21 protein-coding genes and 1 other RNA gene are annotated in these 22,592 nt (G+C 37.4%); 12 read left to right on the forward strand and 10 right to left on the reverse strand.

Annotated features, from left to right (window positions below; translation table 11 throughout):
- Positions 1-32 precede the first annotated feature (32 nt).
- Positions 33-314 carry a GNAT family N-acetyltransferase gene (locus LZZ90_RS03180; protein ID WP_237789250.1) on the forward strand — a complete coding sequence of 94 codons (282 nt, stop codon included), beginning with the start codon at positions 33-35 and terminating at the stop codon, positions 312-314.
- A 52-nt stretch (positions 315-366) separates the two neighbouring features.
- The gene (locus LZZ90_RS03185) at positions 367-723 is read left to right on the forward strand and encodes a hypothetical protein (protein ID WP_237789251.1); all 357 of its coding nucleotides are present in this window, start codon (positions 367-369) and stop codon (positions 721-723) included.
- A gap of 24 nt (positions 724-747) precedes the next feature.
- On the opposite strand, the gene mtaB is transcribed toward LZZ90_RS03185, so the two are convergent.
- The 4 genes from mtaB to LZZ90_RS03205 form a co-directional block, all read right to left on the reverse strand.
- Positions 748-2,076: a tRNA (N(6)-L-threonylcarbamoyladenosine(37)-C(2))-methylthiotransferase MtaB gene (gene mtaB, locus LZZ90_RS03190; RefSeq protein WP_237789252.1), complete on the reverse strand. Its 1,329-nt coding sequence runs from the start codon at positions 2,074-2,076 to the stop codon at positions 748-750.
- 602 nt (positions 2,077-2,678) lie between these two features.
- Positions 2,679-4,076 carry an aspartate ammonia-lyase gene (gene aspA, locus LZZ90_RS03195; protein WP_237789253.1) on the reverse strand — a complete coding sequence of 466 codons (1,398 nt, stop codon included), beginning with the start codon at positions 4,074-4,076 and terminating at the stop codon, positions 2,679-2,681.
- A gap of 83 nt (positions 4,077-4,159) precedes the next feature.
- On the reverse strand, positions 4,160-5,335 hold the full coding sequence (locus tag LZZ90_RS03200) for a GlmU family protein (RefSeq protein ID WP_237789254.1): 1,176 nt from the start codon (positions 5,333-5,335) through the stop codon (positions 4,160-4,162).
- 118 nt (positions 5,336-5,453) lie between these two features.
- A complete protein-coding gene (locus LZZ90_RS03205) occupies positions 5,454-5,705 on the reverse strand; it encodes a type B 50S ribosomal protein L31 (protein ID WP_237789255.1) in 252 nt (83 codons plus the stop codon).
- A gap of 232 nt (positions 5,706-5,937) precedes the next feature.
- On the opposite strand from LZZ90_RS03205, the gene LZZ90_RS03210 reads away from it, so the two are divergent.
- The 5 genes from LZZ90_RS03210 (at position 5,938) to LZZ90_RS03230 (ending at position 11,806) form a co-directional block, all read left to right on the forward strand.
- The gene (locus LZZ90_RS03210; RefSeq protein ID WP_237789256.1) at positions 5,938-6,468 is read left to right on the forward strand and encodes a DUF4199 domain-containing protein; all 531 of its coding nucleotides are present in this window, start codon (positions 5,938-5,940) and stop codon (positions 6,466-6,468) included.
- A gap of 4 nt (positions 6,469-6,472) precedes the next feature.
- Positions 6,473-7,429, forward strand: a complete 957-nt coding sequence (locus LZZ90_RS03215; protein WP_237789257.1) for a glycosyltransferase family 2 protein — start codon at positions 6,473-6,475, stop codon at positions 7,427-7,429.
- 29 nt (positions 7,430-7,458) lie between these two features.
- Positions 7,459-9,186, forward strand: a complete 1,728-nt coding sequence (locus LZZ90_RS03220; RefSeq protein WP_237789258.1) for a phospho-sugar mutase — start codon at positions 7,459-7,461, stop codon at positions 9,184-9,186.
- A 3-nt stretch (positions 9,187-9,189) separates the two neighbouring features.
- Entirely contained in the window at positions 9,190-11,037 is a 1,848-nt protein-coding gene (locus LZZ90_RS03225) for an ABC transporter ATP-binding protein (protein ID WP_237789259.1), read from the forward strand.
- A gap of 67 nt (positions 11,038-11,104) precedes the next feature.
- Complete coding sequence (locus LZZ90_RS03230) at positions 11,105-11,806, forward strand: hypothetical protein (protein ID WP_237789260.1); 702 nt, start codon at positions 11,105-11,107, stop codon at positions 11,804-11,806.
- Between the two features lie 27 nt (positions 11,807-11,833).
- On the opposite strand, the gene LZZ90_RS03235 is transcribed toward LZZ90_RS03230, so the two are convergent.
- The 3 genes from LZZ90_RS03235 to LZZ90_RS03245 are packed head-to-tail and all read right to left on the reverse strand — an operon-like array spanning position 11,834 to position 16,783.
- The gene (locus tag LZZ90_RS03235; RefSeq protein ID WP_237789261.1) at positions 11,834-12,565 is read right to left on the reverse strand and encodes a hypothetical protein; all 732 of its coding nucleotides are present in this window, start codon (positions 12,563-12,565) and stop codon (positions 11,834-11,836) included.
- 44 nt (positions 12,566-12,609) lie between these two features.
- Positions 12,610-15,078 carry a carboxypeptidase-like regulatory domain-containing protein gene (locus tag LZZ90_RS03240; RefSeq protein ID WP_237789262.1) on the reverse strand — a complete coding sequence of 823 codons (2,469 nt, stop codon included), beginning with the start codon at positions 15,076-15,078 and terminating at the stop codon, positions 12,610-12,612.
- Positions 15,062-16,783, reverse strand: coding sequence for a peptidoglycan DD-metalloendopeptidase family protein (locus LZZ90_RS03245; RefSeq protein ID WP_237789263.1), 1,722 nt, complete (start codon positions 16,781-16,783; stop codon positions 15,062-15,064). Before LZZ90_RS03245 ends, LZZ90_RS03240 begins: the two co-directional genes overlap by 17 nt.
- 199 nt (positions 16,784-16,982) lie before the next feature.
- Between LZZ90_RS03245 and LZZ90_RS03250 the strand changes: the two genes are divergently transcribed.
- The 4 genes from LZZ90_RS03250 to rny all read left to right on the forward strand — a co-directional run bounded on the left by LZZ90_RS03250 (position 16,983) and on the right by rny (position 19,346).
- A complete protein-coding gene (locus LZZ90_RS03250; RefSeq protein ID WP_237789264.1) occupies positions 16,983-17,273 on the forward strand; it encodes a hypothetical protein in 291 nt (96 codons plus the stop codon).
- A 6-nt stretch (positions 17,274-17,279) separates the two neighbouring features.
- Positions 17,280-17,573 carry a cell division protein ZapA gene (locus tag LZZ90_RS03255; protein WP_237789265.1) on the forward strand — a complete coding sequence of 98 codons (294 nt, stop codon included), beginning with the start codon at positions 17,280-17,282 and terminating at the stop codon, positions 17,571-17,573.
- A 53-nt stretch (positions 17,574-17,626) separates the two neighbouring features.
- A non-coding RNA gene (gene ssrS, locus LZZ90_RS03260) (6S RNA) lies at positions 17,627-17,732 on the forward strand.
- Between the two features lie 51 nt (positions 17,733-17,783).
- Positions 17,784-19,346 (forward strand): ribonuclease Y, encoded by a 1,563-nt coding sequence (gene rny, locus LZZ90_RS03265; protein WP_237789266.1) that lies wholly within the window; start codon positions 17,784-17,786, stop codon positions 19,344-19,346.
- Between the two features lie 55 nt (positions 19,347-19,401).
- Here the strand turns inward: rny and xerD are convergent, their stop codons facing one another.
- On the reverse strand, positions 19,402-20,301 hold the full coding sequence (xerD, locus tag LZZ90_RS03270; RefSeq protein ID WP_237789267.1) for a site-specific tyrosine recombinase XerD: 900 nt from the start codon (positions 20,299-20,301) through the stop codon (positions 19,402-19,404).
- An 87-nt stretch (positions 20,302-20,388) separates the two neighbouring features.
- Here xerD and LZZ90_RS03275 point away from each other — a divergent pair, with 87 nt between their 5' ends.
- Positions 20,389-20,976 carry a porin family protein gene (locus LZZ90_RS03275; protein ID WP_237789268.1) on the forward strand — a complete coding sequence of 196 codons (588 nt, stop codon included), beginning with the start codon at positions 20,389-20,391 and terminating at the stop codon, positions 20,974-20,976.
- A gap of 64 nt (positions 20,977-21,040) precedes the next feature.
- Here LZZ90_RS03275 and LZZ90_RS03280 read toward each other — a convergent pair whose 3' ends face one another.
- Together LZZ90_RS03280 and LZZ90_RS03285 are read right to left on the reverse strand one after the other, a co-directional pair.
- The gene (locus LZZ90_RS03280) at positions 21,041-21,622 is read right to left on the reverse strand and encodes a porin family protein (RefSeq protein WP_237789269.1); all 582 of its coding nucleotides are present in this window, start codon (positions 21,620-21,622) and stop codon (positions 21,041-21,043) included.
- Positions 21,623-21,771: 149 nt separating this feature from the next.
- Complete coding sequence (locus tag LZZ90_RS03285; RefSeq protein ID WP_237789270.1) at positions 21,772-22,386, reverse strand: outer membrane beta-barrel protein; 615 nt, start codon at positions 22,384-22,386, stop codon at positions 21,772-21,774.
- Between the last annotated feature and the right edge of the window lie 206 nt (positions 22,387-22,592).

Consider the following 22,592-nt stretch of genomic DNA (forward strand, 5'->3'; position numbering starts at 1 on the left):
ATCTTTAAATTTTACTCAAGACTGTATTTGTCATGGAAATTAAAAACAATGAGTTACTACGACAGTTTGAAAACCAAACCGATAAAGGTTTATTGTCCGTGGAGTATTCCATTCAGGAACGAAAACTTTTTTTAACTAAACTCAATTGCAATGACGCTTTGGACGAGGACACCGTTACGGAATTTCTGAAAAGCATTATGGCCATTGCCGAAGAAAAAAAATACCGTGTGGTTCCTACCAATCCGAAGATTACGAGTTTTTTCAGAAAAAACCCATCGTACAAAGAACTGCTTCCTCCGGGAATTAAGATTTAACTAACAACAAAAGTCGCTTTTAATAAGCGACTTTTTTATTTCTGAAAAAATAATGTATTTTTATTGCATGGCACCCGAAGAACTTTACACCGACGTCCTGCATTTTTTTGAAGACATTCAAAAATACTACGGGAGCAAAACTGAAATCATTGAAGGCATCTGTACTTCTTCCGGAGATTTTTCAGCAGATTTTTCTACCTGGAACCTTTTTGAATTTGACCTTATCCGCTCGGCCTACAGACGTACCGGCGATCGTTTTATGATTGAAGGCGAAGGTATGTACTACGAAATATCGGCCACCTCTATCGTTTCGTTTTTACAACCCGGCAGAAACAAATTCGAATTTATTGAACAGTTAAGTGAAAATGTGTACCGGATTACCAAACTTAGGTTTCATTATAAATACTAGTATTTAGTCACAGTTTAATTCGGTTTAAACCTCAACATTCACAAATTCCATTCGAACCATACCGTCTTCATCGATTCTGGTAAGGTTGATTTCATGTAAAGTATTTACCAATTCCGGATTCCAAGGAGTTTTTACTTTTACATAATTTTCGGTAAATCCGTGAATGTAACCTTCTTTATTTTCTCCTTCAAACAAAACGGTTCTGGTAGTTCCGATTTGGCTTTCGTAAAAAGCACGGCGTTTTTTAACCGATAAACCTCGTAACATTTTACTTCGTTTGGCACGTACATTTCCGGGAACAACGCCTTCCATTTCTGCCGCTTCGGTATTATCTCGTTCCGAATAAGTAAAGACGTGCAAATACGAAATATCCAATTCGTTTAAAAAATTATAGGTTTCCAAAAAATGTTCATCGGTTTCACCCGGAAAACCAACAATCACGTCCACCCCAATACAAGCATGTGGCATCGCCTCGCGGATTTTCGTCACTCTTTCGGAATATAATTCACGTAAATAACGACGTTTCATTTTTTTCAGAATGTCGTTACTTCCGGATTGAAGCGGAATATGAAAATGCGGTACAAACGTTCGGCTTTGGGAAACAAAATCAATCGTTTCGTTTTTCAACAGATTTGGTTCGATGGACGAAATACGCAAACGCTCAATTCCTTCCACCTCATCAAGTGCCTGAACCAATTCGAAAAAGGTATGCTCGTGCTTTTTATTTCCGAATTCGCCTTTACCGTAATCTCCAATATTCACGCCAGTTAGTACGATTTCTTTAATTCCCTGCTGAGAAATTTCCTTGGCGTTTTTCATTACGTTTTCCATCGTGTCGCTTCGGGAAATTCCGCGTGCTAATGGAATGGTGCAATAGGTACATTTATAATCACAACCGTCCTGAACTTTTAAAAAAGCACGGGTTCTGTCACCAATGGAATAACTTCCCACATAAAAATCAGCTTCTTCGATTTCACAAGAATGCACCTCGCCCATGTCGTTTTTAGACAAATCGTTGATGTAATCCGTGATCTTGAATTTTTCGGTCGCGCCTAAAACCAAATCCACTCCGTCCACATCGGCCAATTCTTCCGGTTTTAACTGCGCATAACAACCTACCGCTGCAACGAATGCTTTCTCGTTGAGCTTCATGGCTTTTTTAACAATCTGTTTGAATTGCTTGTCGGCGTTTTCCGTTACCGAACAGGTATTGATTACGTAAATGTCGGCTACTTCTTCGAAATCGACACGGTCAAAGCCTTCGTCCTGAAAGCTTCGCGCTATGGTTGATGTTTCTGAAAAGTTCAGTTTGCAACCCAGCGTGTAAAAGGCAACTTTTTTTCTGTTTTCCATAAGTAAGCTTAATTAATGAAATCGTCGTCAAAAATTAAGGCTGCAAATTTAAGTACAAAATTCGGTTTGAAAAAATTATTAAAAAGCTATCGCTCAACTATTTGCCGCCTCCCTTTTACTTCAACTTTTTACTATTCGACATTTTAACAGGTTTATCAACGTAATAAAAGTGGTTCCGAACATAATAAAACACGTTTACCAACCTAATAAAAGTGGTTCTGAACGTAGTAAAACACGTCAACCAACGTGGTAATAACAGTTCTAAACGTGGTAAAACACGTTAACCAACGTGGTAATAGCAGTTCTAAACGTGGTAAAACACGTTAACCAACGTGGTAATAGCAGTTCTAAACGTGGTAAAACACGTTAACCAACGTAGTAATAACAGTTCTGAACGTGGTAAAACACGTCAACCAACGTGGTAATAACAGTTCTAAACGTGGTAAAACACGTTAACCAATGTGGTAATAGCAGTTCTAAACGTGGTAATAGCAGTTCTGAACGTGGTAAAACACGTTGAGCAACCTAATAAAAGTAGTTCGGAACTTTTTTCAAAAGTCTTTCCCAATAAAAAACCCGACTCACGCCGGGTTGTTATTTCTTTATTTTAAATTCTTGGGAGCGAGCATATTCTCTGGATTCAGGATGTCGTCCAATTCTTCTTTGGATAAAATATTGTGCTCCAACACTAAATTGTAAACACTTTTACCGGTTTCCAAAGCCTCTTTCGCAATTTTAGTACTGTTTTTATATCCGATATAAGGATTCAAAGCGGTCACAATTCCGATACTGTGCAACACCATTTCACGGCAATGTTCTTCGTTAGCAGTAATTCCATCAATACATCTTTCACGCAAAGTATCCATCGCATTCGATAACAATTGCATGGATTCCATAATTGCATAGGTTAAAACCGGTTCCATTACATTAAGTTGCAATTGCCCTGCCTCGGCTGCCATGGTAACGGTCAAGTCATTCCCGATTACACGAAAACACACCTGATTCATCACTTCCGGAATCACCGGATTTACTTTCCCCGGCATAATCGAGGAACCCGGCTGCATCGGTGGCAGGTTAATTTCATTCAAACCACAACGCGGGCCAGAGGAAAGCAAGCGCAAATCGTTACAAATCTTGGAAATTTTAATCGCCATGCGTTTCAAAGCCGAAGAATAAATCACGTAAGCCCCAGTATCCGGCGTAGCTTCAATTAAATTCGGAGCAGAAACAATTGCCAGGCCGGTAACTTTTGCTAAATTCTCAGCACATAATTTAGCATAACCCGGAGCAGCGTTAATTCCGGTTCCAATGGCAGTGGCTCCCATATTGGTTTCCAGCATCAGATTGGAATTATGCGTTAGTCGATCTACCTCTTCATCTAAAGTAGCTGCAAAAGCTTCAAATTCCTGACCAAGAGTCATAGGAACCGCATCCTGCAATTGCGTTCTTCCCATTTTCAAAACGTGTTTAAATTCCTCGCCTTTCTTACGAAAAGAAGCAATCAATTCTTTAAGATGCTCAATAAGCTGCATATTGGAATGAATCGCTGCAATACGAATCGCTGTTGGATAAGCATCGTTTGTAGATTGAGAAAGGTTTACATGATCGTTGGGAGAGCAATATTGATAGTCGCCTTTTTGATAACCCATTAGTTCCAAAGCGCGGTTGGCCAACACTTCATTAATATTCATATTGGTGGATGTCCCTGCGCCACCTTGAATCATATCTACAGGAAACTCCTGATCGAACTTGCCTTCAAGAACTTCTTTAGCCGCAGCAACAATTGCATCTTTTAGTTTTGCGTCCAATAATCCTAATTGAAAATTTGTCTCAGCCGCTCCCCATTTTACATAAGCCAAGCCTTTAATAAACTCAGGAAACTGATGAAGTTTTACACCGGAAATCTTAAAATTTTCAATTGCTCTTTGGGTCTGAATCCCATAATAAGCTGATTCAGGAACTTGCATATCCCCTAACAAATCGTTTTCTGTTCTGTACATGATTTTTCAGTTTTGAGGAATAAATTTACAAAAAAACCGCGACTACTTATGCAATCGCGGTTTCTATTTCTTGGAATAAAAGACTATTCTTTTCGGTACTTTTTGGTTTCTTCAAAAACGTGTTCCATAATTTTAGCATCCTGTTCCGTAAAATCCACATGACGACGGGACATTACAATTTTAGCGGTTTGAAACGCTTTACTGGTCATATAGGTTGTAAACCCTGAAGCGCCACCCCAAGAGAAACTCGGTACAAAATTGCGCGGAAAACCACTTCCGAAGATATTCGCAGAAACTCCCACAACGGTTCCGGTATTGAACATCGTATTGATTCCGCATTTGCTGTGATCACCCATCATGAGCCCGCAAAACTGCAAACCGGTTTTGGCAAAGCCTTCGGTTTCATAGCTCCACAATTTTACTTCTTCGTAATTGTTTTTCAGGTTGGAATTGTTACTGTCTGCCCCGATGTTACACCATTCTCCTAAAACAGAATTTCCTAAAAAACCATCATGTCCTTTGTTGGAATATCCGAAAAGAACAGAATTATTCACTTCGCCTCCAATTCTGGAATGAGGCCCAACAGTTGTAGCTCCGTATATTTTAGTAGCTAATTTCACTTGTGCTTCTTCGCACAAAGCAAACGGCCCGCGAATTACAGAACCTTCCATAATTTCAGAATTTTTCCCGATATAAATAGGTCCGGTTGAGGCATTTAAGGTGACGAATTCTAACTTTGCTCCTTCTTCGATAAAAATATTTTCGGGTGCGATTACATTTACGCTCTTAGGAATAGGCTGTGAAAAACGTCCTTCGGTGACAAGCTCGAAGTCTTCACGCAAAGCCACATCATTTTTGGAAAAAATATCCCAAGTATTCTGGATTTGAATGCAGTCCTGAGTGTATTCGATGATTTCATAAGTATCAAAATCCACTTCTTCCTGATTTTCCTTGCTGTAAAAAGCGATCACCTCATCGTTATAAAAAATCGCCTGATTTGCCTCTAAAGACCGTACCATCTCCGAAAGAATGTCGTTAGGCAAAAACGAAGCATTGATCATGACGTTTTCTTCCATTTCCACCATGGGAAACTTTTCCATTAAATATTCTTCCGTTAATGTGGTGGTGGTGTATCCTAAGTATTTTTCCCATTTTTCACGAATGGTTAAAATCCCGACACGGATATCGGCTACGGGACGGGTAAAGGTAAAAGGCAATAAAGCATTGCGAACAGTTCCGTCAAAAAGTATATAGTTCATGAGTATCGGTTTGTTTATTGGTTATCGGCAACCAAAACCAAAGTTACAAAGTTTTCGTTCAGATAAAAATAAAAAGCCTCCCAAAACTGAGAGGCTTTCAAATCTATTGAAACAGCTATTATTTGCTGAATTTCGCGTATTTGTTTTTGAATTTATCAATACGTCCTGCAGTATCGATAAGTTTCGATTTACCGGTATAGAAAGGGTGAGATGTTCTTGAAATCTCCATTTTGTATACTGGGTACTCTACACCGTCAACAGTGATGGTTTCTTTAGTTTCTACTGTAGATTTAGTAATGAATACATCTTCATTCGACATATCTTTGAAGGCTACTAATCTGTAATTTTCCGGGTGAATTCCTTTTTTCATGGTAAATCTTTTTTATTAATTGGTTACAGCTGTTCTGATGCTTTTATTCTCTAAAAGGTATAAACACACTGTAACTTTTTTGTTTATAAACTTTTTATTTCAGGCTGCAAATTTACAACTATATTTTTAATTTCAAATAGTTGTGTAACTTTTTTTAAAGAACAGTAACTAACTGCTGATAGAGCAGAATTCTTATATTTGTAAATTATTTAAACCAAAAACAGAAACTATTATGAATCCAATCATCAAACAAAACGGAATTAATTATGGTCTGGCCATGGGTATAATCTCCGTACTTTTTACCGCTTCCCTTTATGCAATAGACCTAAAGCTTTTCACCAATATGTGGTTAGGCATCATTATGATTGTTGTTTATCTTGTCATTGGTATCATTCTGGTTTCAAAAACAAAAAAACAATTAAACGGTTTAATCACTTTTAAAGAAGCTTTTACCGTATATTTTATTGCCGCAGCTATCGGAGCAGCAATATCCGTAGTATTCAACATCTTATTGTTTAATGTTATTGATCCGGCTGCAAAGGAAACCCTAAACAACGAAGTAATCGAGTACACGGTAAACATGATGAAAAAAGCCGGCACTCCAAGCGATAAATTAAAAGAAATCGTTGAGAAAATGCAAGAAACAGACAATTATTCTGTTGGAAATCAATCTAAAGGACTTGTTTTCAGTTTGATTTTTTCTGCCATTTTCGGATCGCTTTTAGCTTTAATTTTCAGAAACAAAACATCGAACTTAGAATAATTTAATGAATTTATCCATCATAATTCCTTTACTGAACGAACAGGAATCGTTACCCGAGCTGCATTCGTGGATCGTGAAAGTCATGAAAGAAAACAATTTCTCTTATGAAGTTCTTTTTATTGACGACGGTAGCACCGACAATTCCTGGAACACCATCGAAGCACTTTCGGCAGAAAACCCGAACGTTAAAGGAATTCGTTTTTTACGCAATTACGGGAAATCTCAGGCACTACATGCTGGTTTTGCCAAAGCTCAAGGCGATGTCATCATCACTATGGATGCCGATTTACAGGACTCACCCGATGAAATCCCTGGGCTTTTCAATATGATTACCAAAGATAATTACGATTTGGTGTCCGGCTGGAAAAAGAAGCGCTATGATTCAGTCGTTGCTAAAAACCTGCCTTCAAAATTGTTTAATTGGGCAGCCCGAAAAACTTCCGGCGTTCATCTGAACGATTTCAACTGTGGTTTGAAAGCCTACAAAAACATTGTGGTAAAAAACGTGGAAGTTTCAGGCGAAATGCACCGTTATATTCCGGTTTTGGCAAAAAATGCCGGCTTTGGTAACATTGGCGAAAAAGTCGTGATTCATCAGGCGCGCAAATACGGTTCGTCTAAATTCGGAATGAGCCGCTTTGTTAATGGCTTTCTGGATTTGATCACGATTTGGTTTTTATCGAAATTCGGTAAACGCCCAATGCACTTGTTTGGCGCTTTAGGTGTAATTATGTTCCTGATCGGTTTTTTATCCGCAGGCTACATCGGAATTATGAAATTATACAAAATTTACAGCCACGAACAGGCTATTTTGGTAACCAACAACCCTTGGTTTTATATTGCTTTAACTACAATGATCATCGGAACACAACTTTTTCTTGCCGGGTTTCTGGGTGAGATAATTTTACGAACAAAAAACAACGAAGAACGCTACAAGATTGCCAAGGAAATCAACCTGTAATCTTAGTAAAATTAAAAAACATTGAAGTAATGCACATTGAAAAAGCAATTTTAGACAAAGTAAACGTTTGGCTTTCCCCAACTTTTGATAACGAAACTCATCAGGCCATCCGCGAAATGATGACTTCTGCACCAAAGGAATTAGAAGACAGTTTCTATAAAAACTTAGAATTCGGAACCGGAGGAATGCGCGGTATTATGGGCATCGGAACCAACCGTATCAACAAATACACTTTAGGAAGAAATACTCAAGGGCTTTCCCAATATTTAAAGCAATCCTTTCCGGGAGAACAGATCAAAGTTGCCATTGCTTACGATTGCCGTCATAACAGTGACACACTTGCTCAATTGGTAGCCAATGTTTTTTCGGCAAACGGCATCAAAGTGTTTTTATTTTCCGACATGCGTCCTACTCCGGAATTATCGTTTACGGTAAAGCAATTAGGTTGTCATTCCGGAATCGTATTAACCGCTTCACACAACCCGCCGGAATACAATGGTTACAAAGTATATTGGCAAGACGGAGGACAATTGGTTCCACCACAGGACAATGAAATCATTCAAATCATCGAATCCTTGGATTACAGCGAAATTAAATTTGAAGCCAATCCGGATTTAATCGAATATATTGATACGGAATTGGATAATGCTTTTATCGATTCTTGTATTGAAAATGCAACGTTTAACACTTCGGCTGCAGCCAAAGAAAATTTAAAAATTGTTTTCACTTCGCTTCACGGAACTTCCATTAAATTGGTTCCCGATGTTTTGGCTAAAGCTGGCTATTCCAATGTGGAAATCGTTAAAGAACAAGCTGAACCTAACGGAAACTTCCCAACAGTGGTTTCACCAAACCCTGAAGAACCGGAAGCTTTAACCATGGCGCTGGAATTGGCCGAGAAAACAAATGCAGATATCGTTATCGGTACCGATCCAGATTCTGACCGTTTAGGAGTAGCCGTTCGTGACAACAATGGCAAAATGATCTTATTAAATGGAAACCAAACCATGGTTGTCATGACACATTTTCTGCTTCAGCAATGGAAAAAACAAGGAAAACTAACTGGAACAGAATTTGTTGGATCAACCATCGTATCTACACCAATGATGTTAGAGCTAGCTTCTGGATTTGATGTGGAATGCAAAGTAGGTTTAACCGGCTTTAAATGGATCGCCAAAATGATCAAGGATTTCCCGAATCAGAAGTTCATTGGTGGTGGTGAAGAAAGTTTCGGTTTTATGGTGGGCGATTCCGTTCGCGATAAAGATGCGGTGGCTTCTACCCTTCTGGTTTGCGAAATTGCAGCGCAGGCAAAAGAAAAAGGAAGTTCTTTATATAAAGAATTACAACAGATGTATGTAGATTTTGGTCTTTACAAAGAACACCTGATTTCCATCACCAAAAAAGGAATGGACGGCGCCAGCGAAATCAAACAGATGATGGTGGATTTACGCGAAAACCCCGTAAAAGAAATCAACGGTCAACGCGTTGTTTGCATCGAAGATTATCAGTCTTCAAAAGGTAAAGATTTAATGAACGGAGAAGAATTCGGGATTGAAATTCCAAAATCGAATGTTCTTATTTACTATCTGGAAGACGGCAGTAAAATCTGTGCACGCCCAAGCGGAACCGAACCTAAAATAAAGTTTTACTTCAGTGTGAACTGCGCCATTGAAAGCGTTAGTGAACTTCATGAAGCTGAAGCTTATCTGGATAACAAAATCAAAAACATCATTGCTGAAATGCAATTGAACTAATTAATGGACAGCAATTTATTAAAAATACTTCCTTACGCACTTCGATATAAATCACATATCGTGTGGAATGTAACGTACAACATTCTTTATGCACTTTTCAGCACTTTGTCTTTCATTGCGCTGATCCCAATGATGCAGGTACTTTTCGACAATGCAGAAAAAGTTACCGAAAAACCCGTTTTCGAAGGCATTGGAAGTCTTATGAATTTTTCAAAAAACTATCTTTACTACCACATCACAACCTTATCGGAGCTGAAGGGCCCACAATACGCTTTGATGTTGGTAGTCGCTTTGGTAATTTCCACTTTTCTTTTTAAAAACATTTTTAACTATCTGGCATCTTACCATATAATGCATTTAAAAAATGGTGTTTTAAGGGATTTAAGAACTACCATGTACGATAAAATCATTGAGTTACCGATTTCCTATTATTCCGAAAAGAGAAAAGGAGATGTAATGGCTAGAATGTTAGGTGATGTTAACGAAGTACAAAATTCATTCTTTTCAATTCTGGAATTAATTATTAAGGAACCTTTAACCATTGTTTTTGCAATTGTTTCGATGCTTGCTATCAGTGTAAAACTGACGTTGTTTGTTTTCATTTTCATTCCAATTTCGGGTTTTGTTATTTCAAGAATTGGCAAGAACCTGAAATCAAAATCTGTAAAAGCACAAAATGAAGCCGGATTCTTAATTTCAATTGTAGAAGAAAGTTTAAGTGGTTTAAAAGTAGTAAAAAGTTATAATGCTGAAGGTTCTTTTAAAAATAGATTTAACGATTCGGTTAACCGCTTATTGAAGCTATCCAACAGCATTGGCAACAAAAACAACCTGGCTTCCCCTCTGAGTGAATTCATGGGAATCGTAGTTATTGCCATCCTTCTTTGGTATGGTGGACAGATGGTACTTTTGGAAAAAGCCGCCAATGGAAAACCTCTTTTGGATGGCGCCGCTTTCTTAGCCTATATGGGATTAGCATACAATATTTTAACTCCCGCCAAGGCAATTTCCAAAGCTTCTTATTCCGTTAAAAACGGATTAGCTGCTGCAGAACGTGTTTTTGAAGTACTGGAAGTAGAGAATGAAATCCAGAACAAACCCAATGCAGTTCAAAAAACTACTTTTGACAACAAAATTTCCATTGAAAACATTAATTTCCGATACGAAGAAGAAAATGTGCTGAAGAACTTTTCACTCGAAATTCCTAAAGGAAAAACCGTTGCTCTTGTAGGGCAATCCGGAAGCGGAAAAAGTACAATTGCCAACTTACTGACTCGTTTTTATGACGTTCAGGAAGGAAGTGTAAAAATTGACAGTGTTGACATAAAAGACATCAACATGCATTCCTTACGAGGTTTGATGGGCTTGGTAACTCAAGACAGTATTTTATTTAACGACACCATCAAGAAAAACATTTTACTCGGGAAGCCTAATGCTACCGATGAAGAAATCATCGAAGCTTTAAAAATTGCCAATGCCTACGAATTCGTGAAAGACTTACCCAACGGAATAGAAACTAATATCGGGGATGCCGGAAACAAACTCTCCGGAGGTCAAAAACAACGTCTTTCCATTGCGCGTGCGGTGCTTAAAAATCCGCCGATTATGATTTTGGACGAAGCGACTTCAGCTCTTGACACCGAAAGCGAGCGTTTGGTTCAACAAGCCTTGGAGAACATGATGCAAAACCGAACTTCTGTTGTAATTGCACACCGTTTATCAACTATTCAAAAAGCGGATAAAATTGTGGTAATGCAAAAAGGAGAAATTGTAGAACAGGGAACCCATGAAGAACTTTTAGCGAAAAACGGATCGTATTCCAAATTGGTGATGCTTCAATCCTTTGAGTAGTCATTCCAGAATTCTGAGGTTTTTCAGGTTGATCAATTATTAGAATTACTAAAATTACACAACATTAATGTACGTAAAAAACCCAAATATAAAGCTTCCAGAAAATCCGGACACTGTTATTTGGAAGTACATGGATTTGTCTAAATTTTTGGATATTTTAATCTCCGGAAAAATGTTTATGTCGCGTTCCGACAAGTTTGAAGATCAATACGAAGGAACCTTTAGCGAACCTACTTTTGAGGAGATCAAAAAGATTTCTGAAAACAATCCGAAGTTTTTGGACTACTACAAATCTCATCGTGAAAATGTAGTGATCAGCAGCTGGCACACCAATGAATACGAAAGTTTTGCCATGTGGCAGGTTTTTACCAAAAATAACGAAGGATTGGCTATTCAGTCTACCATTGGAAAGTTAAAAGAAGCCTTGGCAATGGAACGCAATTTTGAGCAATACATTGGAGAAGTAAATTACATCGACTATAAAAAAGAACTGATTCCCTTTGATGATGCGTTTTTCCCTTTTCTGTTCAAACGCAAGAGTTTTCAGTACGAGAACGAGATCCGGGTTATTTCCGATGTTACACCTCAAAAACTATCAATTAATGAAGGTTTAAAAATTGATGTAGACATTACCAAAATGATTGAAAAAATCTACATCCATCCTAAAAGTGAAAATTGGTATAAAAAACTTGTTATTGAGGTTGTATCCAAGTTAGGTTTTGACTTCACCATTGAAAAATCGGATTTGGAAAGCGATATTTTGATATAAAAAAAAGCGAACCTAAGTTCGCTTTTTTTATTTAACTATTTCAATCGGTTCGTATTGCTCTGCTTTCCATTCTCTGGCAAGAAGATTGACAAAGTAATAATGCACCTTATCATTTTTATCAAAAGCGCCATTTTTGTTATTATCTTCAATAGTTCTAAAATAAAGACGATTCTGAACATCAATCACACTCCAATCAATTAATTCTTGTAATTCCGGAGATAGTTTAGTGAACTTTGTTCCGTTAAAATTACTTATGTAAAGTGCTTTAATATCATTGGAATCGATCTTACTGTCTCTGTTCGTGTCCGAATCAACCAAAGCATAAACCAAAATTTGCTTTTTACTTCTATCGGCTATTGTATTCAAATAGGTCGCGGTTTGAATCTGAATCACCTTATCCGTTAAAGGACGTAATGCGGTAGAATCAACGTGTTGAAATTTTAGGTTTTCAAAATAACCGGTCAACTCAAAACGATTATAGTTCGACAAGGCATAACTCACCGAATTTGTTTTACTGGAACCATAACTGCTACGTTCCGCCGAGACACGCACATCTCCGATTGCATGAATCAGATAACGAGTACCTTCCATGTTGATGGGTAAATCGGCAATTTTAATCTGAGAGGAATCCCTTTTCACCTGATGTTCTGAAGCAGACTTATTCTCTTCGTAAATTACTTTAGGTTTTTCGGTTTCCTGTTTACAGCTCGCCAAAAAGGCAAAAGCGGAAAACAAAAGATAGGTTTGAATTTTTTTCATCCTCTTTGATTTTGTCTATCAAATATAAAACTTTTACAAACGAACTACAATCTAATATTTAATTTCACATTAAAGGTTCGAGTTGTCATGTAATTCGGTATCCCATATTGGCTCTTCGTATACACATCACGCACCCAAGTATTGGTAATTGCATTCTGATTGTTGAACATATTATAAATTTCCAATCCAAGGGCAAGTTCCTTGAAATTTTTCAACCAATTTCGGCTCGAATTAATTGTTGCATCCTTGAATACATAAGAGAATCCGACATCCGCCCTGCGGTAATCATTCAAACGCATTTGGTATTTATATGGATCGGCATAAGAAGGAGAACCTCCCGGAAGCCCTGTGTTGTATACTAAGTTCATGTAAATTTTCACGTTTGGCAACGCAGGCATATAATCCTGGAACAATAAACCGAATTTCAAACGTTGGTCTGTTGGTCTTGCGATGTTCCCTCTGTTGTTTTGATTTTCTTCCGTTTTCAGGTAACCGAAACTAAACCAAGATTCTGTACCCGGCACAAATTCTCCGTTAAGACGAAAATCAGCTCCATAAACATAAGCCGTAGCATCGTTATTAGCACGGTAACGGATACGAACATTGTCAATCGTATAGGTATTCACGTCAGACAACATCTTATAATACGCCTCGGAAACCAATTTGAAAGGACGGTCCCACATCTTAAAACTATAATCGTTGCTAAATACAATATGGTACGATTTCTGCGCTTTTACATTGGGTTGTACTACTCCATCATAATCTCTTAATTCACGATAAAAAGGTGGCTGTTGATACAAACCTCCGGAAAGTCTGAACAACATGTCTTTTTCCCATTCCGGTTTCAATGCGAATTGAGCTCTTGGGCTGAAAACCACCTGACTGTCTCCACTAATACTATCTCCCGAAACTTGCCACTGATGCGCACGAACACCAGCATTTATCCATATTTCATTACTCCCTAAAGTTCCTCTGTAATTCCATTGAGCGTAACCTGAAAAACGGTTGATTTTTGCAAAATTAGTTGCACGAACATTTTTATAAGGTGCTAAAGGCCCGTAATAAGGATTGTACGGCTGGTCATTAGGAACATCAATAATTGGATTTGGCAAAGAAAAACCGGCAGAATCTACTACTTCCCATTCCACCAAACGGTCACGAATATCTTCTCTTGTATATTTGAAACCCCATTCCACTTGACTGTTCTTCTTAACTAGTTCATGAAATCCTTTCACTTCCGCATTTACAATCAAAGCATCAAGATTATTTCTTGCGTGCGTTAATTGAGAACCAACTCCACGTGAATAAACCACATCCCCAAAAGTATCTGAACCAATATTGGTATCAATTTCACCTAAACGGTATTGCGCCAAAATATCAAAATGCTCCTGCTCCTGCGTGTGGTAGGCGGAACCGATGAATTTCAACTTAAAATCATCATTTACCTGATATACTGATTTTACAGCACCGAAATAAGTAAGGTATTCGTCTTTTTCCTGACCATCATAAAAAACCTGAAGCGCAATTGGTTCGTCAATAGTTCCGAAATTAGTTTGTCTGCTTAGCGGTTGATAGTGGTATTTGTTCTGTGAAATATTCCCCAGAAAGCTCCACTGCCATTTAGATGAAGCATCATAATTGATCTGAGTTTGAATGTCTGCAAAACTCGGTTTATAGTTACTTTGGGTTTCCTGACTGTTTACCAGCAAACTGTTGTTTCGGTAACGGATTCCGGTAATATTACTCCATTTCTGATTTTTGGAAACCAAATCGACCGTAGCACTTCCGCCTAATAAACTTGCATCCAAAGCCGCTTGAAATTTGGTAGGTCTTCGGTAGGTAATATCTAAAACCGAAGAAAGTTTGTCCCCGTATTTCGATTGAAAACCTCCGGCCGAAAAATCTACATTGGAAACCATTTCAGCATTAGTAAAACTCAATCCTTCCTGCTGCCCCGAACGGATCAAGAACGGACGATAGACTTCAATTTCGTTTACATACACTAAATTCTCGTCGTAGTTTCCACCACGAACTGCATATTGTGTACTCAATTCATTATTGGAATACACCCCTGGAAGTGTCTTTAAAATGTTCTCCACCCCAGCATTTGCACCAGGAATCAAACGAATGGTTTTAGGCTCGATGGTAGTTATACCTTCTACCCGCTTGCGTTTATTTCCGGAAACAACAACTCCTTCGAGCTGTTCTGCCTTCTGATTTAAGACTACATTTAACTCGTAATCTTCGTTTGGTTTCAGCTCTACACTAACAACCGCTTTTTTGTAAGAAACATGAGTGATTTCAACGCTCACTTTTTGATTCGCCGGTATCACTAAAAGATAAAAACCGTTTTCATTGGAATTGGTGGTTTTTCCTTCTGCTTTGATGGTTGCATTCTGAATGGGAACATTTGATTCGTCCAGCAAGATTCCTTTAATCCTTGCAGTTTGGGCTATTGCAGAAAAACCTACAAGAAAAACACAGATAGTTAGTAGTTTAATTATTTTTTTCAACTGGTTGGGTATTTTTTGTTTTTAAGAAATGTGTTTCAAAGATAGTAGAATTTCCCATTTTGTCGGAAACTACTACCTTTAATTCGTTCTTTCCTTCTTCATAAATTGCATCGTCAAAATAATGGGTTAAGGTTTTAGTCTTATAATCATAATCCATCAAAATCCATTTTCCGTTCAGATATCCGTTGTATTGCTTGATTCCGGACAAATCATCATCAATATGAACCGTCAAAGTATCAGACCCATCAAGATTTTCTCCTTCTTTAAAATTTGGTCGATAAATTCTTGGAGCTATGGTATCTGTTGCTAAGAAGAATTTACCTAAATCTTTGGTTCGGGCCGAAAACAAATTTCCTTTTTTATAGGTGGTAAAATATTCTTTTTTTGTTCCATCCATTCTGGAAATAAAGGTTTTATCGCGATTAATTCCCGAAATAGCTGAAACGTCGAAAGTAACAGTAATATTATTGTGAACCGGAACCGTTTCGTTATGAAGATAAAGTACATTGTCCTTTACCTCAAAATTCATGTAAAAATCCTCATAGAAAGCATTTTCAGGAATAAAAACCGAAACATTGTCTTTGGTATAATTATTATCGTTTCTGGATTTGACATAGTAAGGGGTAATCTTTTCTTCTTTAGCAATGGTTGCATCGGCTTCAGAAAATTGAATAGGGACGTTAATCATTCGTTTATTTCCATGGAAGTCTGAAATTTCAATTCGGTAATTGAAGGTACTGTTCGGTAAAACAGAAATAAGCCCATTTTTCTTGTTTTGATCTATCATAGAAAACGGGTATCTTCTCTTAAAGAATAACTTTTGAACCGTCTGGTTGATGGTTTTATAACGATAATAGTCTATGAAATTATTAATGTACCGCGTTTGGTCGAAGGAAAACTTATCAAATTCATAACTGAAAATCTGGGACCCATTTAAAAAAGCTGCTGCTTTATAGATTCCATTCCAATTGTAATTATTATCTGCAGTATCGTATGTATTTACAGCAAAACCAATCGTGCCTTTTCCTAATACTTTTGAAGCAAGATAACTGCCGTCAGGTTGAAGAGAAAGACTTACAGGAATGGTTCGCTGGGATTGGTTGACAACAGAACTGTCACCCACAGCATAAGCCACCAGATCGTTAATCATGGGTGCTTTTTTATCTGGCATTTTAGCATCGAAACCAAAAAACAGGGGATTAATCGTTTGTTCGGTCTTACTGTCCCTTATTTCAAAATGAAGATGTGGACCTCCCGAACTTCCTGTATTTCCAGAGAAAGCAACTTGCTGACCTTTTTCCACTCTCAACTCATTGGCCATGGGAAAGAGTTCAATTTCGTACGACTTTTCAGCATATTGTCTTTTACGCACAAATTCTGCTATGGCTCCTGTAAACTGCTTTAAATGTCCGTAAACTGAAGTATATCCGTTGGGATGGGTAACATACAAGGCTTTCCCATAACCTCCTTCAGAAATTTTTATACGGGAAACAAAACCATCTGCAACAGCAAAAACAGGCAATCCTTGCCGCTGAAGTGTTTTAAAATCTAATCCGGAATGAAAGTGATTACCACGTAATTCCCCAAAAGAACCCGAGGCAAAAAGTGGTATATCCAAAGGAGATCGAAAGTAATCTTTAGGATAATCTTGGCGCTGTCCAAGACATAAGGCAGATAAAAACAAAAATAAAAATGGCAATTTCATAAAATAAATTTTGGCTAATATTCAGCTAATGTATAAAAAATAACCTATAAAATAAACCGGAAGCTCATTTTTATATAACTGGCTATCACACAAAATATTATCAAAACAATTTCAACATTTTTGAAAATTTAGACAAAAGTATTGTTATATATCAAATGGAATATTAACTTTGTAAATCATGTAATGAAATTGGTCTGCAATGAGTGGATTATCTGAAATCGTTGATTCTCTTGAAATTAAATTCTCTAAACTTGTTCAAAAACTGGACAGTCTGGAGAACACCAATCAGGAATTACGAAACGAATTATTAAAATCCGAAAGCACAATCAACAGGCAAACGGAGGAAATTCAGGTATTAAAAAACCAATATGAAACTCTAAAAATGACCAATTCATTATTAGGCAGTGACGAGAATAAAAGAGAAACAAAACTCAAGATAAATTCATTAATACGCGAAATTGATTATTGCATAGCCCAACTTTCTGATTAGTAGAAAATGAGTGAAAAGCTTAAAATAAAAATATCAATTGCCGACCGGGTATATCCGCTAACCGTAGATTATTCGCAGGAAGAAGGGCTTAGAAGTGCCTCTAAAAAGATTGATTCCATGATTAAGCAGTTCGAACAAAACTATGCCGTTCGCGACAAACAAGACGTTTTAGCCATGTCTGCCCTGCAATTCGCATCGCAGCTGGAACAAAAGCAAATTGACAAATCAGTTGATTATTCAGAGGCTTTTGAACGTTTAAAAAAAATGGATGAAAAACTGAGCGCAATTCTTTCAAAATAAATACGTTCTTTACATAAATCAAGATACTGCCTACATTAGTACCTATTTGATAAACTCAACACTAACAAATTCAAATGAGTGAATCATCGTTTCTAAAGCAAACTGCCTTGAGCAGGTCCTTGAACAGCGAGTTAACTCAAAACTTGTCTATACGAGTTTATGCAATACCCCTAATGTAGGCTTTTTTTATATATAATTTTCAAACAACTTATGAATACACTAATTATAATTATTGGCTGTCTGGCCGGAATCGGAGCAGGATTCGGAATCGCGAAATATTTAGAAAAAATGAATGTTTCCAACCTTATCAAAAACGCAAAAAAAGAAGCGGCATCGATTTTAAAAGACGCAAAAGCCGAATCCGAAGCCATCAAAAAAGACAAATTGCTTCAGGCGAAAGAGAAATTCCTGGAATTGAAATCGGAACATGAAAAAGAAATTTTAGCCAAGGATAAAAAGATTGCAGAAGCAGAAAAAAGAACCCGAGACAAAGAATCTCAAGTCTCAAACGAATTAGCAAAAACCAAAAAGCTAAACGACGAAATTGAGCATAAAATTTCTGATTATAACAACCGAATCGAGCATGTAGACAAAAAACAGCTTGAGGTAGAACGCCTTCACAAAAGCCAGGTAGAGCAATTGGAAACCATTTCCGGTCTTTCTGCCGAAGATGCTAAAAACCAATTGATGGAAAGCTTAAAAGCTGAGGCCAAAACCAACGCTATGGCTTACATTCAGGAAACGCTTGAAGAGGCTAAAATGACAGCTCAACAAGAAGCTAAAAAAGTAATCATCAACACCATTCAACGTGTTGGTACTGAAGAAGCGGTTGAGAATTGCGTATCGGTTTTCAACATTGAATCTGACGATGTAAAAGGACGAATCATTGGTCGTGAAGGCCGTAACATACGTGCATTAGAAGCAGCGACGGGAGTGGAAATCATTGTAGACGATACCCCGGAAGCAATCATCCTTTCTTGTTTTGACCCAGTTCGTCGTGAGATTGCCCGTTTGGCATTACACAAACTAGTAACCGACGGACGTATCCACCCTGCCCGTATCGAGGAAGTAGTTGGAAAAACACAAAAGCAAATCGAAGAAGAAATTATCGAAGTTGGTAAACGTACCGTTATCGATTTAGGAATTCACGGATTACACCCGGAATTGATCAAAATCGTAGGTAGAATGAAGTACCGTTCTTCTTACGGACAAAACTTATTACAACACTCTCGAGAAGTAGCCAAACTTTGCGGAATCATGGCTGCAGAATTAGGATTAAACGTAAAATTAGCTAAGAGAGCCGGATTATTACACGATATCGGTAAAGTACCGGAAACCGAAAGCGAATTACCACACGCAATCTTAGGTATGCAGTGGGCCGAGAAATACGGTGAAAAAGAAGAAGTTTGCAACGCAATTGGAGCGCACCACGACGAAATTGAGATGAAGTCTTTAATTTCTCCGATTATTCAGGTTTGTGATGCGATTTCCGGAGCGCGTCCAGGAGCAAGACGTCAGGTACTTGATTCTTACATCCAACGTTTGAAAGACCTTGAAGACATAGCTTACGGATTTAACGGAGTTAAAAACGCATATGCTATTCAGGCTGGACGTGAATTACGTGTAATTGTGGAAAGTGAAAAAGTAAGTGATGAAATGGCAGGAAGTCTGTCTTTTGATATTTCACAAAAAATCCAGACCGAGATGACTTATCCAGGTCAGGTTAAGATTACCGTTATTCGTGAAACAAGAGCGGTAAATATTGCGAAATAACCGTTTTACATATTTTATAAAAAAGGCTCTGAATGAATTAGAGCCTTTTTTTTATCTATTTTCTGGGATGATACGCGTTTAATACTTCCGAAAGATGTTTGCGGTCCAAGTGCATATACACTTCTGTAGTGGTAATTGATTCGTGTCCTAACATCATTTGTATGGAACGTAAATCGGCGCCGTTTTCTAGCAAATGAGTCGCAAAAGAGTGGCGAAAAGTATGCGGGCTAATTGTCTTGTTTAAATTGATTTTTATGGCTAAATCTTTAATTATGGCAAACACCATTGCCCTTGTGAGTTGTTTACCCCTACGGTTCAGAAAAAGCGTGTCCTCAAACCCTTTTTGAATAGTCAACCTATTTCTTATTTGTTCTTTATAAATTATCATATATTTTTGGGTTGAAGGGCTAATCGGCACAAAACGCTGCTTGTTTCCTTTTCCGGTAATTTTAATGAAACCTTCCTCAAAAAACAAATCGGATATTTTAAGACTGATCAATTCTGAAACCCTTAAACCACAACTGTAAAGTGTTTCCAGCATCGCTTTATTGCGTTCCCCTTCCTCTTTAGACAAATCAATTGCTGAAATTAACTGGTCGATTTCTACCAGCGAAAGTGTATCGGGCAACTTTCTTCCAATTTTAGGCACCTCAATTAATTCCAGAGGCGTAGTGGTTCTGTAATCTTCAAAAATCAAATAATTAAAAAAGCTTTTCAATCCCGAGATGATTCGCGCTTGTGAACGGGCATTCACTTTCCCGGAAATCGAATAAATGAATTGCTGAACGGTTTCTTCAGAAATTTTCACGGGATTCTCATCAATAGAATGCTCCTCTAAATATGCTTCGAGTTTTTCAATATCAAAACCGTAGTTGTCTATAGTGTTTTGGGACAAACCACGCTCCAACCTCAGGTAGTTTTTATACTCTTTTATGTAGGATTTCCAGGACTGCATCTGCGTTAAAAAAAATCTAAAATTACCAGAGGTGAATACTATTCGGCATGATTTATGGTTTAAATATAGAAACTAAAATTTATTTATATGAGAACTTTAAAATTTTTATTTGCAGGTATAGTTTTATTCGCTGTTTCAACTACAGCAACTGCGCAGCTCGGAAGCAGCATCGGTATTAAAGGAGGTATGAACTATTCTACCGTAACCAAAGGTGATTTTGAACAAGGTCCGGACCCAAGAGTGGGATATCATATCGGACTAGTTGGAGAAATAGGCCTAGTACCCAAAATACTTTCTCTTCAACCGGAAGCGCTTTATTCCCGTCAAGGTTTTGAATACGACAATGTATTAGGAAACCGCATGCAGTACAAACTGGATTACATCAATTTTCCAATTTTAGCAAAACTTTATTTATTTAAAGGATTGAGCTTGGAAGCAGGCCCTCAATTTGGCTTAAAGATAAGCGAAAAAGTGGATTACAAAGGAGAAAACAATACGCCTCCACAGGAAAACAACTATAACAACTTTGATACAGCTCTGGCGGCCGGTTTATCGTTTAATTTTCCCGGTGGCGTTTTCCTAACGGGTCGCTATACCCAAAGTTTAAATGAAGTCATTAAAGACAGCGACGCCAAAAACAAAGTGTTCCAGGCCGGAATAGGATTTAAATTTTAAAATAAACACTGATAAAAACAAAAAGCTCCTTTAAAAGGAGCTTTTTTTTAAAAAAAACAATCTGTTAGAATTTATAGCCAACAGATAATTGGAATACACCGTTTTTAACAGCATCTCCGCTATTGTTTTTTGCAATGTCACTCAAACCTAGACAATATCTTGCCTGAAACATTAGTCCCATTGGTAAAGCATAACCCGCACCAAAATTCAAACCAAAATCAGTGGTTTCCAAAGAATCTTTGAAATCATGACCGTCCTCGTCTTCCGCGGTCATTAAAAAACCAATCTGCGGACCAGCCTCTACGCTAAATCCTTCTGCAACGAAATATTTAGCCATAACCGGAACATTGATATAACCAAGTTTCCATTCGCCATTACCGACATCAGCTTTTGCTCCTTGTGCAGAATACAAAACCTCCGGTTGAATCGCAAATTTGTCGTTCAACATAATTTCTGCAAAACCACCAACATGAAAACCGACCAAAGCCTTAGTATTGTCTTCACTAACAGTTGCAATATTCAAACCTGCCTTAGGCCCGAATTTAACCATCCCGGCACTAGACATCCCCGAAGATTTGTCGTCCTGTGCCTGTGCTGCAGTTCCCAATGCGAAAACAGCAGCTAAAACCAATAACGTTTTTTTCATAGATAATTGAATTTAATATTAATTACTTATAAATTTATCCATAAATAACAAGCAATAAGCTATTAATAAAACACTAGATATCAACAATTTAATTAACAAAAAAAGCCCCGCTAAAGCGGGGCTTTTTAATATTCTTAAAACTCTGTTGATTAGAACTTGTAAGTTAAACCAAATTGAGCAGTTGAGAAGAAGTTGTTAAACACATTAACATTACCGTTAAATTCACTTACAGCTTTTCCACCATCCCATTTTTTTGTAGAGTAAGACAATACATCAGTTAAACCAAAGTTAATTGCAAAACTTTCAGAAACGAAATAGTTAATACCTAAACCAGCACCAACTCCAACTCCTGAATATTTAGCATCAGCTAAACCAGCTTTTCCGTTTTGGAAATTAACTCCAGCTTCAGCGTAAGTTTTGAATCTTTGACCTAAATCTAAGAAATAGTAACGACCGAAAACACCTGCATCAAAGTTTGAGTTTTTGTCTGTATCAGTTCCTGCAGTTTCTTCTTTATCAGAACCGATTCCTAATTGAATACCTACAGCGAATTTGTCAGTTACGAAATAACCAGCTTTAGGATTGAATTCGAAAGAGTTAGTTTTAACCTCAGTGTTTTTATCATTTGTTGAACTGAAACCTAAGTTTCCTTCTACCATGATGTTACCTTTAGAAAAACCAAAACCTTTAGCTTCTGTAGTCTCTTGTGCATTAGCAAATCCGAAAGCGAATACTGCTGCAACAGTTAAAATAATTTTTTTCATGTTTAGTTTAAATTTTAAAAATTTACTCGACAAATGTATAAAAATAACATTCCAAAAAAATTTGACTAAAAAAAAACAGCCCTTTTTTATAATTTTTTTAACCCATATTAAATTTAAATTACTGATATTTAACCACTTAATTTTTGTTAAAAAAATGAAAAATAACCTCATTTTTTTATTTTTTTCAAAAAAACAACGATGTATTT

The sequence above is a fragment of the Flavobacterium sp. SM15 genome (genome assembly GCF_022012335.1).
GTDB lineage: Bacteria > Bacteroidota > Bacteroidia > Flavobacteriales > Flavobacteriaceae > Flavobacterium.

What these genes read in the sequence shown, in the direction of transcription:
- LZZ90_RS03180 (WP_237789250.1), top strand. Translation starts at nt 33, where the DNA reads ATGGAAATTAAAAACAATGAGTTACTACGACAGTTTGAAAACCAAACC.
- aspA (WP_237789253.1), bottom strand. Translation starts at nt 4,076, where the DNA reads ATGTACAGAACAGAAAACGATTTGTTAGGGGATATGCAAGTTCCTGAA.
- LZZ90_RS03225 (WP_237789259.1), top strand. Translation starts at nt 9,190, where the DNA reads ATGGACAGCAATTTATTAAAAATACTTCCTTACGCACTTCGATATAAA.
- xerD (WP_237789267.1), bottom strand. Translation starts at nt 20,301, where the DNA reads ATGCAGTCCTGGAAATCCTACATAAAAGAGTATAAAAACTACCTGAGG.
- LZZ90_RS03210 (WP_237789256.1), top strand. Translation starts at nt 5,938, where the DNA reads ATGAATCCAATCATCAAACAAAACGGAATTAATTATGGTCTGGCCATG.
- LZZ90_RS03215 (WP_237789257.1), top strand. Translation starts at nt 6,473, where the DNA reads ATGAATTTATCCATCATAATTCCTTTACTGAACGAACAGGAATCGTTA.
- LZZ90_RS03230 (WP_237789260.1), top strand. Translation starts at nt 11,105, where the DNA reads ATGTACGTAAAAAACCCAAATATAAAGCTTCCAGAAAATCCGGACACT.
- mtaB (WP_237789252.1), bottom strand. Translation starts at nt 2,076, where the DNA reads ATGGAAAACAGAAAAAAAGTTGCCTTTTACACGCTGGGTTGCAAACTG.
- LZZ90_RS03205 (WP_237789255.1), bottom strand. Translation starts at nt 5,705, where the DNA reads ATGAAAAAAGGAATTCACCCGGAAAATTACAGATTAGTAGCCTTCAAA.
- LZZ90_RS03200 (WP_237789254.1), bottom strand. Translation starts at nt 5,335, where the DNA reads ATGAACTATATACTTTTTGACGGAACTGTTCGCAATGCTTTATTGCCT.
- LZZ90_RS03185 (WP_237789251.1), top strand. Translation starts at nt 367, where the DNA reads ATGTATTTTTATTGCATGGCACCCGAAGAACTTTACACCGACGTCCTG.
- rny (WP_237789266.1), top strand. Translation starts at nt 17,784, where the DNA reads ATGAATACACTAATTATAATTATTGGCTGTCTGGCCGGAATCGGAGCA.
- LZZ90_RS03285 (WP_237789270.1), bottom strand. Translation starts at nt 22,386, where the DNA reads ATGAAAAAAATTATTTTAACTGTTGCAGCAGTATTCGCTTTCGGATTT.
- LZZ90_RS03255 (WP_237789265.1), top strand. Translation starts at nt 17,280, where the DNA reads ATGAGTGAAAAGCTTAAAATAAAAATATCAATTGCCGACCGGGTATAT.
- LZZ90_RS03280 (WP_237789269.1), bottom strand. Translation starts at nt 21,622, where the DNA reads ATGAAAAAAACGTTATTGGTTTTAGCTGCTGTTTTCGCATTGGGAACT.
- LZZ90_RS03235 (WP_237789261.1), bottom strand. Translation starts at nt 12,565, where the DNA reads ATGAAAAAAATTCAAACCTATCTTTTGTTTTCCGCTTTTGCCTTTTTG.
- LZZ90_RS03220 (WP_237789258.1), top strand. Translation starts at nt 7,459, where the DNA reads ATGCACATTGAAAAAGCAATTTTAGACAAAGTAAACGTTTGGCTTTCC.
- LZZ90_RS03245 (WP_237789263.1), bottom strand. Translation starts at nt 16,783, where the DNA reads ATGAAATTGCCATTTTTATTTTTGTTTTTATCTGCCTTATGTCTTGGA.
- LZZ90_RS03275 (WP_237789268.1), top strand. Translation starts at nt 20,389, where the DNA reads ATGAGAACTTTAAAATTTTTATTTGCAGGTATAGTTTTATTCGCTGTT.
- LZZ90_RS03250 (WP_237789264.1), top strand. Translation starts at nt 16,983, where the DNA reads ATGAGTGGATTATCTGAAATCGTTGATTCTCTTGAAATTAAATTCTCT.